A 10,955-nucleotide genomic window follows, 5' to 3' on the forward strand; every position below is an offset into this window, starting at 1 on the left:
CGTCTGGAGTCCACTTCTATTGCCTCCGGCCCGATCACCACCTATATGAAAACCCTAACCTCGGAAATCGAAAAATTTGCGAAGGATAAAAAGGTCGAAATCGATACTTTAAAAATCCGGGAGGAATATCGGAAGGAATTTCTGGGTAATGTGTCTCATGAACTTAAGACCCCTCTTTTTACTGTTCAGGGTTATATCCATACACTCCTCGACGGGGCTTTGGAGGATAAGAAAGTCCGAAAAAAATACCTGCAGCGCGCAGCCAAGGGAGTGGAGCGACTCATTTACATCATAAAGGATCTCGATCTGATTTCGAAGCTGGAAATCGGGGAACTCCACCTGGAAATCGAACGTTTTGATATCATCGAACTTATCCAAAGCGTATTTGACCTCCTGGAGATGAAGGCCTCGAAAAAACGAATTTCACTGGTCTTCGATATGGCCTACGATCAGCCCATTTACGTGAAAGGGGATAAAGAGAGGATTCAGCAGGTACTGACGAATTTACTGGTTAATTCCATTAAGTACGGACACGAAGATGGTACGACGGAAGTCAGTGTGGAAAACCTAATTAAGAACAAGGTTATCGTTCGGGTTACGGACAACGGGGAAGGGATAGAAGAGCAGCACCTCACCCGCCTCTTCGAGCGTTTCTATCGCATAGATCAAAGCGGGAGTCGGCGGGAAGGGGGTTCCGGGCTCGGACTGGCTATTGTCAAACACATCATCGAGGCACATAATGAGAAAATCTACGTCGAAAGCGTCGTAGATGTAGGGTCTGAATTCTCATTTACCCTTGAAAAGGCAGCGGAAGCTGTAACCTCCTGAGCCCTGGGACAACCTATTTTAGTAGTTTTGTAATCAGTGATTTACAACTGTTATGGGTTCCAAGAATAAATTAAAGCGTTTTCGGGATAATGCCTCCTTTAAAAATGTCATTCAGCCGCAGCGGGATGAGGTTCTCAAGGGGGAGTTTGCGCTTCGGAACCGTTGGGCGACCTTTTTCGGCAACTCCAACCCGATTGTCCTGGAACTGGGGTGTGGGAAGGGAGAATACACCCTGGCGCTTTCCGGGAAGAATCCGGGGAAAAATTATATCGGGGTAGATATCAAAGGAGCCCGGATCTGGAGCGGGGCTAAAGCAGCTTTGGAAGTGGAACGGGCCAATGTCTGTTTCCTGCGTTCACAAATTGAACTGATCGACCTGTTATTTGGCCCCGGAGAAGTCCATGAAATCTGGATTACATTCCCGGATCCTCAAATCAAATACAAACGGACCAAACACCGGTTGACCAATTTGGAGTTTCTGGAGAAATACAGAAGTATCCTGGCACCCGGTGGCGTGGTGCACCTCAAAACCGACAGTGAATTCATGCACGGATATACCCTCGGAATCCTTCATGCCTCCCGGATTCCGGTAACCTATTCCAATCACGATATTTACCACAATGGGGGCGCCCCTGAGGAAGTCCTGGAAACTCAGACTTTTTACGAAAAAATGTTTCTGGAAGACGATAAACCCATAACCTATCTGTCCTTCAGTTTCGCCACACCATGACGCACCTGCTTACACTCTTCTTCGCTACTTTTTCCGCAGCATTCATGGCAACGGTATTTCCGGGGCTGCTCAATATGAACGCGGCGAAAACCAGTGTGGAAAAAGGGAAGACGGCCGGGATTGTGTTTTGTATAGGAGTGTCGCTTACCATAATGTTGCAGGCTTATATAGGGGTTTTAATTTCGAAATTCCTGTACAGGAACCCCGAGGTTATAGTGAGCTTACAGAAGGCAGCCCTGATTGTTTTTGCCTTTTTTGCGCTTTTCTTTTTTCTCAAGGCAAAAAAGAATAAAGAAAAACCGCTCACCCTAACCCCTATTAGCAAGAAAAACAGTTTTTTTAAGGGCGTCCTGTTGGCAGCGCTTAATTTTCTGACCATTCCGTACTACAGTGCCCTTAATGTCATGTGGAACAGTTCCGGATGGATTCAGTTCGCCTTCTGGGACATCGCTATTTTTGTCTTTGCCGCGGGCTGCGGATCTTTTACGATGCTCTACCTCTACACCGTCTACTTCAACAAACTCGAAGCGCGAAATAGTGCATTCTCCAGGAATTCAAATTACGTCCTCAGCCTGCTTATGCTGATTTTGCTGGTCATTACCCTGATACGGATCTATTACACCTGATGGATATGAATGAAGAAGAAAAAGGATTTTTCGAACGCGTCTACGCTGTGGTTCGCCAGATCCCTTATGGCCGTGTAACGTCTTATGGAGCCATCGCCCGCTACCTCGGAACAGGCGGGAGTGCGCGGATGGTAGGGTGGGCCATGAACAATGCCCATAATATGGATGACATCCCCGCACACCGGGTGGTAAACCGCAATGGTGTATTAACCGGAAAGCACCATTTTCCAGGCACCACGCTCATGCAACAACTTCTTGAAAACGAAGGAATTGTAGTGCTTGACGATCAGATCGTCGGTTTTAGGGAGTGCTTCTGGGATCCGGCCGTTTTACTGGACTCAAACTCCTGATATGTAAGGTGTTTCCAAAAAGAAAATAAGAACCTGCCCCGGGCCGTACTTCCTTTAAATATTCGAATCCAAGCCCTATCTTTGCAGGGTAATTTCAAAGTCTTATAAAATGGGGGTTTCACTGGATAAAAAAGAGGTGTTCCGCGCTCTGGAGACGATTACCGTTCCGGGAGAGGGGGGTAATATGGTGGCGACCGGGGCTGTGCGTAATGTGCAGGTTTTCGGGGATGAGGTTGTAGTGGATATTACTATAAAAAACCCAAGCCTCCAGGCCCGAAAGAAAACCGAAGTCAGTATCCTGCAGGCGATTCATAAAGAAGTATATGCTAAAGCAAAGATAACGGTCAACGTCACCGTAGAAGCCGCTACCCCGCCCAGAGTCGCACCTATTAAGGGCAAGACGATTCCGGGAATCCGGAATATTATAGCCGTCGCCAGTGGTAAAGGCGGTGTAGGGAAATCTACTGTAACGGCTAACCTGGCTGTCACCCTGGCGAAAATGGGGTTTGATGTGGGCCTCCTGGATGCTGATATTTACGGGCCTTCCATTCCCATAATGTTCGACGTGGCCGAAGAAAAACCCATTGCTGTCCAAATAGACGGAAAGTCGAGGATGCGTCCGGTTGAGAATTACGGTGTAAAAATGCTGTCCATCGGCTTCTTTACCCAACCGGATCAGGCCGTGATCTGGAGGGGACCCATGGCCTCAAAAGCCTTAAACCAGATGATTTTTGATGCCAATTGGGGACAGCTTGATTTTTTACTGGTAGACCTTCCTCCTGGAACCGGTGACATCCACTTGAGTATTATGCAGGCACTCCCGGTGACCGGGGCCGTAGTAGTCAGTACGCCCCAGCAGATCGCCCTGGCTGATGCCCGAAAAGGAGTGGCGATGTTCCAGCAGGAGGCGATTGACGTCCCCGTACTGGGAATCCTTGAAAATATGGCCTACTTTACACCGGACGAACTGCCGGATAATAAATACTATATCTTTGGACAACACGGTGCCCGTAATTTGGCCACGGATATGGAAATTCCTTTCCTTGGTGAAATCCCATTAGTCCAGGGTATCCGTGAAGCCGCTGATGTGGGCAGGCCCGCGGCGCTTCAGGAAGGAACACCGTCCGCTCTGTCCTTTGAGGAGGCCACACAGAAAATGGTAAGTCAGCTCGTATTGAGGAACACGAATCTGCCACCTACCGAGGCGATCAAGATAACTACAATGGCAGGTTGTGATGCTGTTAAAAAGAAATGAGTATGACTTCTGAAGAATTGAAACTGAAAGTAGAGGAAGCGCTGGAGGAGATCCGTCCTTTTCTTCGAAATGACGGGGGTGATATTACCCTGGTTGATATAGAGGATGACAAACTCGTAAAGGTCCGTCTGGAAGGAAATTGCGTAGGGTGCTCCGTAAATCAGATGACCCTGAAGAGTGGGGTGGAAATGACCATTAAAAAACACGCGCCTCAGATTGAAGAAGTAGTGAATCTGGCCACATGAGGTAACGCACTTATCCCCCCTTTTTTTAGAAATACGCTAAGTTATTTTGAATGATTAAGACAGACATACTCATCATTGGAGCTGGCCCTACAGGGCTTTTTGCCGTTTTTGAAGCCGGGTTGTTACAACTCAAGTGCCACTTGATTGATGCCCTGCCACAGGCTGGAGGTCAGTTGGCGGAACTCTATCCCAAAAAGCCGATTTACGATATCCCGGGCTTTCCGGAGGTTATGGCCGGAGACCTGGTGGATAACCTCATGGAACAGATCAAACCCTTTCAGCCCGGATTCACATTGGGTCAGCGAGCGGAACAGATAGAGAAATTGGAGGACGGAACTTTTGTGGTGACCACAAATGAGGGCGTGCAGCACCATGCACCCATTGTCGCTATTGCCGGGGGACTCGGGAGTTTTGAACCCCGGAAACCCCAACTGGATTCCCTGGAAAAATATGAAGATAAAGGGGTGGCGTATATGGTCAGGGATCCTGAAGTGTATCGGGATAAGCGGGTACTGATAGCAGGGGGCGGAGACTCCGCCCTGGATTGGAGTATTTTTCTCGCTGATCTTGCAAAGGAGGTTACCCTGGTGCACCGGCGTAATGAATTCAGGGGAGCGCTGGATTCTGTTGAGAAGGTTCAGGAGCTTAAAAACCTGGATAAAATTCGCCTGATTACCCCGGCAGAAGTGGTTCAATTGCAGGGTAAGGACTCCCTGGATGGAGTGCTGGTTCGCCGTAATTCAGATCCACAGGAGGATATCCTTGTGGAAATCGATGCGTTTATTCCCCTATTCGGACTTTCGCCCAAACTGGGTCCCATCGCCAATTGGGGCCTGGAAATTGAAAAGAATGCGATAAAGGTGGACAATACCCTGGACTACCAGACAAATATTCCCGGCATTTACGCCATAGGAGATGTAAATACGTATCCGGGAAAACTCAAGCTTATCCTTTGCGGATTCCACGAGGCCACCCTGATGTGCCAAAGTGCCTATCAACGCATACACCCCAATAAGCGTTATGTCATGAAATACACCACCGTGGGAGGTGTTACCGGGTTTGACGGGAGCAAGAAAGAAGCGCCCAAGGCCGTTGTAAAGGCAATCGATTAAACAAATCCGTGTTTTTTCATGAGTGACATCCAAATTCGAATTAAAGACCGGGAAGGTGAGGACCATACTGTTGAGGCACCGACGGATATGAACATGAACCTCATGGAATTGATCCGGGCCTATGAACTCGCCCCTGAGGGTACCATCGGGGTTTGTGGGGGAATGGCCATGTGTGCTTCCTGCCAGTGTTATGTGCTCAGTGACCATGAGCTTCCTGAAAAATCCGATGAAGAAGAAGCCATGCTCTCCGAGGCCTTCTATGTAAAGGAAAGCAGTCGCCTGGGGTGCCAGATTGTACTCAAGCCTGAACTGGATGGACTGCAAATAGAACTGGCTCCCGAGAGTTAGGTTTATTTTTGGTTTTTTTGGGTATCTTCCTCTCCGCACGCTAAAAACACACAGATGAGATTCCTTTACCTACCCCTGTTATTGACCCTGCTCCTGGGTTGTGGAGAAACAAAACAAAACACAGAAGTCGAGGCCTGGGAAGAACAGGCGGCGCGCGTCACGGTAATCCGCGATGATTTCGGCGTTCCCCATATCTATGGAAAAACGGATGCCGACGCTGTTTTTGGTTTGCTGTACGCACAATGCGAGGATGACTTTAATCGGGTGGAGCAAAATTATATATGGGCTATCGGCCGTCTCGCTGAGCTGGAGGGGGAGGAAGCCCTGTACAGTGATTTAAGGGCCCGCCTTTTTATGACGCGTTCAGAGGCCATAGCGGCTTACGAGAGCAGCCCTGACTGGTTAAAGGAATTATGCGATGCCTTTGCTGACGGGATCAATTACTACCTGCATACCCATCCGGAGGTTACCCCTAAACTACTGACCCGTTTCGAGCCCTGGATGCCCATGTATTTTAGTGAAGGCTCTATCGGAGGGGATATAGAAAGGATCAGTACGCGTAAACTCGAGGCGTATTACGAGAAGGGGATTGAATTCCCGGAAGCAGAAGCTATGGAACTTAAGAAAAAAGAGGCCGAACTGGAACCACGGGGATCCAATGGGATTGCGCTTTCTGGTGAGCTTACAGCCACCGGGAATGCTATGCTGCTCATCAATCCACATACCTCTTTTTATTTCCGGGGTGAGGTACACGTGGTTAGCGAAGAGGGGTTAAATGCCTATGGGGCTGTTACCTGGGGGCAGTTTTTTGTCTATCAGGGTTTTAATGAGAAAACCGGCTGGATGCATACCTCCACCTATACGGACGTTTTGGACGAATTTGTGGAAACGGTAACTGAAGTAGAAGGAACCCCGGTGTACCGTTACGGGGAAGAACTCAGACCCTTGCGCACCTCTGAGATTACACTTTCCTATACCTCGGGAGACAGTCTGTTGGAGCGGACATTTCCGGCCTATCATACACATCATGGGCCCATCACCCATGAATTTGAAGGTAAACCCGTGGCCACAGCTATGATGTGGGATCCGGTACGGGCATTGGAGCAATCTTTTATCCGCACCAAACAGGAATCTTACGATGGTTTTCGGCAGATGATGGACATTCGTACGAATTCGTCGAACAACACGGTCTATGCCGATTCCGATGGTACCATCGCTTATTTTCATGGAAATTTTATTCCGAAACGGGATACCCTTATTGATTTCAACAGACCCGTCGATGGTAGTGATCCGGGTACTGACTGGCAGGGGTTGCATTCGGTAGACGAGAGTATTCTGGTGGTGAATCCGCCCAACGGATGGATTCAGAACTGCAATTCAACCCCCTATACATCGGCTTCAGAGTTTAGCCCGAAGCGGGGAGATTACCCCAAGTATATGTCGGCAGACCGTGAAAATTTCCGGGGGATTCACGCGATTGATTTACTTCAAGAGGCCTCGGGTATTACCCTGGATGGATTGATTGAACTGGCCCACGACCCGCGACTTCCTGCTTTTGAAGCCCTTATCCCTGGTCTGGTGGAGGCCTATGATCGGCAACCGGACCCCGATCCCAAACTCGGCGGGCCGATTGCTGTTTTACGCAAGTGGGATTTCAGGACTTCTGAGGCTTCTGTCGCCATGACCCTGTCGCACTTTTACGGCACGCTATATGGACGAACAGGTAAGTATCCCGGGGGTCTGAGCGATATGCAGCGTATGCAGTACCTCGGATCTGAGTCTGAGGATGCCGAACGTCTTTCTGTTTTTTCCGAAGTGCTCGATAATCTGACTTCAGATTTCGGGACCTGGGAACTCCCCTGGGGCGAAGTCAACCGGTACCAGCGCATCAATGGCGACATTCGCCAGGCTTTTGACGATTCCAAGCCGAGTATCCCCATTGGGTTTGCCTCGGGCAGGTGGGGCGCCCTGGCAGCATATGGGGCTCGTTATCACAACAACACCAAACGTATTTACGGTACCCGGGGCAACAGTTTTGTCGCCGTAGTTGAATTTGGGGACAAAGTAAAGGCCAAATCCATTCTGGCCGGAGGACAGAGTGGGGATCCCCAATCGCCGCATTTCGATGATCAGGCCATGCGCTATGCGAATGCCGACTTTAAAGATGTTCCCTATTACGAAGCCGATGTCCGCGCCCGGGCTCAGGAAGAATACCGTCCGGGAAAAAGGAAGAAATAAGATTATTCGGCTTCCTTGACGACGATCAGGGAAGCTTTGGAGCCTGTGGAAAGAAGCCACTTATTTGAAAACATAAGCTTTCCGTTTTCATTGTAGACATCGACCTGGGCTGTGTTCGGACCGGAGGACCCCTGATTCAGGGCCTCAAATTCCAGGCGGTTAAACCCCTGATCCAGTTCTACATTAATGCCTTTAAAGGCACCGGTTAACAACACATTGGGCTCGACTACAATGCCGTTGGCGTAGATGCGAACCCGATCTCCGTCTACGTATTCGTGATCCCTGCAGACAATGCCGATAAAGCTGGAAGCGGTTTTAACATCCCCGAGATACATATCCCCAAAATGTTCAGATTTGCCCCTTTGCCCTTCTGATAAATTGGGTTTTAGTACCAGGTTGTGCCCAGCTTGCTTGAGCTCGGTTTCGGGCTGCATTTGTACAGGTCGCTTGTACAGGTCGTCGCTGAGATTCAGGTCCGGGGTTTTCCCAAGGATAGAGGGAGATGAAAGCCCGAGGCTGGTTGACGTGCTCGGGGTAACCCCCTTGTCGGGATTGGCTTCAATCCTGAGTTTACGACTGTTGGGAATATCCGTCTGGGCCCACAGCGATCCACTGAGACAGCAAAAGATAAGTATCGTTCCGAAAACTCGCATACAACCGTTCTGTACTGTAAAATTAGCAAATACCCTGCCAAAGAAAGTTGTAAATACGTTAAAAAACAGGGCCTTTGATCGGTAAATGATAGTCCCTTGCGGCAATATTCCACTTGCCGCGTACGGACCCTTCTATAACGGTAAGTGCTTGTGGATATTTGATTACTGTAGGGCAGATATGCATGGGAATCGCATAAAGAACCGTCCCAATCGGAGGTAAGTTTTTCGGATCATCCCTAAGGACAAGATGTTCCTCGCTCTGGCTTATCTGCGTGCTCCCGGGGAGTTGTGGAAGCAGGACCCTGGGAAAATCCATTTCTGCAGCTACGGCCTTATGGCCCAAATCCAGGCAGCATATCCCGGGCGCCGGTTTGCTTATTACTCTACATAAGACCACGGCAGCCGGGAGAAAAGGCATCTCTGGAAATTGGGAGCCGTATCGGGCGTCCCAAAGCAATGTGGTTCCGGGACTGAGTTCCACCCCTGTCCGTCTGGCGTGAATCGGAAAGGTAGGAGATCCCCCCGCAATAATATCAGGGACACGTATAGCCTGGGCTAAAAGGGTTTCATGTAAGGCTTCCACCTTTTGAAACGCAGTGTCGCAATCTGCAGTCCGGATTTTGGGATCCGGGTTTCTCAGATGCCCGTCATAGGTATGGAATCCCCGACAATCAAGGCCTTCGGCTGAATCCATCTTCCGGTAAAGCGCCACCGCTTCCGGGCCGGGAATAATCCCGGTGCGGTTCATTCCTACATTCAAATCCATAAACACCCCTATCCGGATTCCCTCAGCCCTGACCGTTTCCTCTAGAACCTTCAGGGTTTTTGGATTATCGACGAGACATGAAAACCGCGTGGCCGGATACTTTTTTTGTAACCGCGAGAGCCTGGCAGGCCCGGGGCCGGTAAGGGGATAGGCGACCAGCACATCCTCTGCGGCACATTGTGCGAGCAATTCAGCTTCGGCAAGGGTGGCACATTTAAATTTCCGGATGCCCACTTCCTGCTGCATCCGAATAACCTCCACCATTTTGTGGGTTTTAACGTGGGGCCTTAGTCGGTCCGGATTTCCGGCAATCGCCAACATTTCCCGGATATTCTGGGCAATCCGCCCGGGATACACCAGTAAAGCCGGGGAGTCTGTTTTCCCTTCATCCGCAACGGTAAACCAGGGCCTGTGCTGTTTTACATCCATTTCCTATAGGTTGAAATTAGGCCTTTCAATCCTTAATTTTAAATATGGATTCTATCTCCACCGCTACATTTCCAGGTAAAAACATACCCACTGCAGACCGGGCACCCACCCCTTTTTCAGTACCGAATACCTCGGCCATCAGCTCGCTGAAGCCATTAATTACATAGGGGTAGTCATGAAAATCCGAACTGCCGTTTACCATACCCAGTGTTTTGACCAGGTAATCCAGGGTATCCAGTGATCCAAAATGTGTTTTTATGGTAGCCAACATGGTGAGACCTACCTGACGGGCAGCTGCTTTGGCATCCTCCCTGTCCATGTCAATTCCCGCTCGGCCACAGATGTAGGAGCCGTCAGCTTGCATGGGCGCCTGGCCAGAAATATAGAGGTACCCTTCAGATACCCGCACGGGTTTGTAAAGTCCTGCCGGGGGCGGTGCCGGCGGAAGATCAAGCCCTAGGGATAGCAATCGTTGTTCAGGAGTGTTGTTTTTCATAGTTTCCAATTTAAATGAATGCGTCCAGCACGAGAACCCCAATCAACCCCATGATCCCCACGGTAGTCTCCATGACGGTCCAGGTTCTAAGAGTATCTGCAACTGAGAGGTTAAAATATTCCTTAAAAAGCCAAAATCCGCTGTCGTTTACATGAGAGAGCATCAGACTGCCCGAACCGATGGCCAGAACCATCAGTTCCGGGGCAACACCTGAGGTGCCTATAAGGGGCAGGACGATGCCGGCGGCTGTAAGTCCGGCAACTGTTGCCGACCCCACGCATACCCGGATCACAGTCGCAATCCCCCAGGCCAAAATTAGGGGTGAAACGCTGGATTGGGACAATAAATCTCCGATATACTGGCTCACCCCACTTTGGATCAGCACTTCTTTTAAGGCCCCCGCCCCGGCAATAATCAATAAGACCATAGTGATCCCCGAAACTGAGTTTCCCACAGAAGTCATCACTTCCTTCATCGTTTTACCCCGTGCCAGCCCAAGGGTATAGATGGCCACTAACACGGAAAGAAGCATCGCAATGACCGGGTTTCCAATAAATTGTATGGCTTCGGTAATCCAGAGGTCTTCGGGCAAAAGCAATTCGGACAAGGCGGCCAGCCCGATAAGTAGTACGGGTAGGAGTGCTGTAAAAATGCTCACACGGATACCCGGCATTTCAGCTTCTGAGAGAACCCTTGGGTTTACGAATTCCTTAAGGGGGCTGGCGGGTATTTTTTTAAAAAACCGGGAGAGAAAAGGCCCGGCTACCGCAATGGCCGGAATGGCAATCAGGATCCCGTAGAGTAGGGTTTTTCCGAGGTCTGCCTCGAAAATCTCCGAAATGGCAGTAGGCGCCGGATGAGGTGGCAAATACCCGTGCG

General features: G+C 49.8%; 13 protein-coding genes. 9 read left to right on the forward strand and 4 right to left on the reverse strand.

Translation table 11 applies throughout. The annotated features are described in order from the left end of the window. The 9 genes from WBV75_RS14485 to WBV75_RS14525 form a co-directional block, all read left to right on the forward strand. Positions 1-828, forward strand: an 828-nt coding sequence (locus tag WBV75_RS14485; RefSeq protein WP_424121293.1) for a sensor histidine kinase, incomplete at its 5' end; no start/stop codon positions are given. Positions 829-880: 52 nt separating this feature from the next. Next, complete coding sequence (gene trmB / locus WBV75_RS14490; protein ID WP_424121294.1) at positions 881-1,558, forward strand: tRNA (guanosine(46)-N7)-methyltransferase TrmB; 678 nt, start codon at positions 881-883, stop codon at positions 1,556-1,558. Next, complete coding sequence (locus WBV75_RS14495; RefSeq protein WP_424121295.1) at positions 1,555-2,184, forward strand: LysE family transporter; 630 nt, start codon at positions 1,555-1,557, stop codon at positions 2,182-2,184. The genes trmB and WBV75_RS14495 overlap by 4 nt, the downstream gene beginning before the upstream one ends. A 5-nt stretch (positions 2,185-2,189) precedes the next feature. Continuing rightward, on the forward strand, positions 2,190-2,534 hold the full coding sequence (locus tag WBV75_RS14500; RefSeq protein ID WP_424121296.1) for an MGMT family protein: 345 nt from the start codon (positions 2,190-2,192) through the stop codon (positions 2,532-2,534). 109 nt (positions 2,535-2,643) lie between these two features. Beyond that, entirely contained in the window at positions 2,644-3,789 is a 1,146-nt protein-coding gene (locus tag WBV75_RS14505) for a P-loop NTPase (RefSeq protein ID WP_424121297.1), read from the forward strand. A gap of 2 nt (positions 3,790-3,791) precedes the next feature. Continuing rightward, positions 3,792-4,034, forward strand: coding sequence for a NifU family protein (locus WBV75_RS14510; RefSeq protein WP_424121298.1), 243 nt, complete (start codon positions 3,792-3,794; stop codon positions 4,032-4,034). A 50-nt stretch (positions 4,035-4,084) separates the two neighbouring features. Then, positions 4,085-5,146 carry an NAD(P)/FAD-dependent oxidoreductase gene (locus tag WBV75_RS14515; protein ID WP_424121299.1) on the forward strand — a complete coding sequence of 354 codons (1,062 nt, stop codon included), beginning with the start codon at positions 4,085-4,087 and terminating at the stop codon, positions 5,144-5,146. A gap of 18 nt (positions 5,147-5,164) precedes the next feature. Continuing rightward, positions 5,165-5,494: a 2Fe-2S iron-sulfur cluster-binding protein gene (locus WBV75_RS14520; RefSeq protein WP_424121300.1), complete on the forward strand. Its 330-nt coding sequence runs from the start codon at positions 5,165-5,167 to the stop codon at positions 5,492-5,494. Between the two features lie 54 nt (positions 5,495-5,548). Then, on the forward strand, positions 5,549-7,732 hold the full coding sequence (locus tag WBV75_RS14525; RefSeq protein WP_424121301.1) for an acylase: 2,184 nt from the start codon (positions 5,549-5,551) through the stop codon (positions 7,730-7,732). 2 nt (positions 7,733-7,734) lie between these two features. Here the strand turns inward: WBV75_RS14525 and WBV75_RS14530 are convergent, their stop codons facing one another. The 4 genes from WBV75_RS14530 to WBV75_RS14545 form a co-directional block, all read right to left on the reverse strand. Continuing rightward, entirely contained in the window at positions 7,735-8,385 is a 651-nt protein-coding gene (locus WBV75_RS14530; RefSeq protein ID WP_424121302.1) for a hypothetical protein, read from the reverse strand. 58 nt (positions 8,386-8,443) lie between these two features. Next, positions 8,444-9,580 (reverse strand): D-TA family PLP-dependent enzyme, encoded by a 1,137-nt coding sequence (locus WBV75_RS14535; protein WP_424121303.1) that lies wholly within the window; start codon positions 9,578-9,580, stop codon positions 8,444-8,446. 25 nt (positions 9,581-9,605) lie between these two features. Further along, on the reverse strand, positions 9,606-10,076 hold the full coding sequence (locus tag WBV75_RS14540; RefSeq protein ID WP_424121304.1) for a RidA family protein: 471 nt from the start codon (positions 10,074-10,076) through the stop codon (positions 9,606-9,608). Between the two features lie 10 nt (positions 10,077-10,086). Next, the coding region (locus WBV75_RS14545; protein ID WP_424121305.1) for a gluconate:H+ symporter at positions 10,087-10,955 on the reverse strand (869 nt) is incomplete at its 5' end.

Source organism: Robiginitalea sp., assembly GCF_049588695.1.
GTDB lineage: Bacteria > Bacteroidota > Bacteroidia > Flavobacteriales > Flavobacteriaceae > Robiginitalea.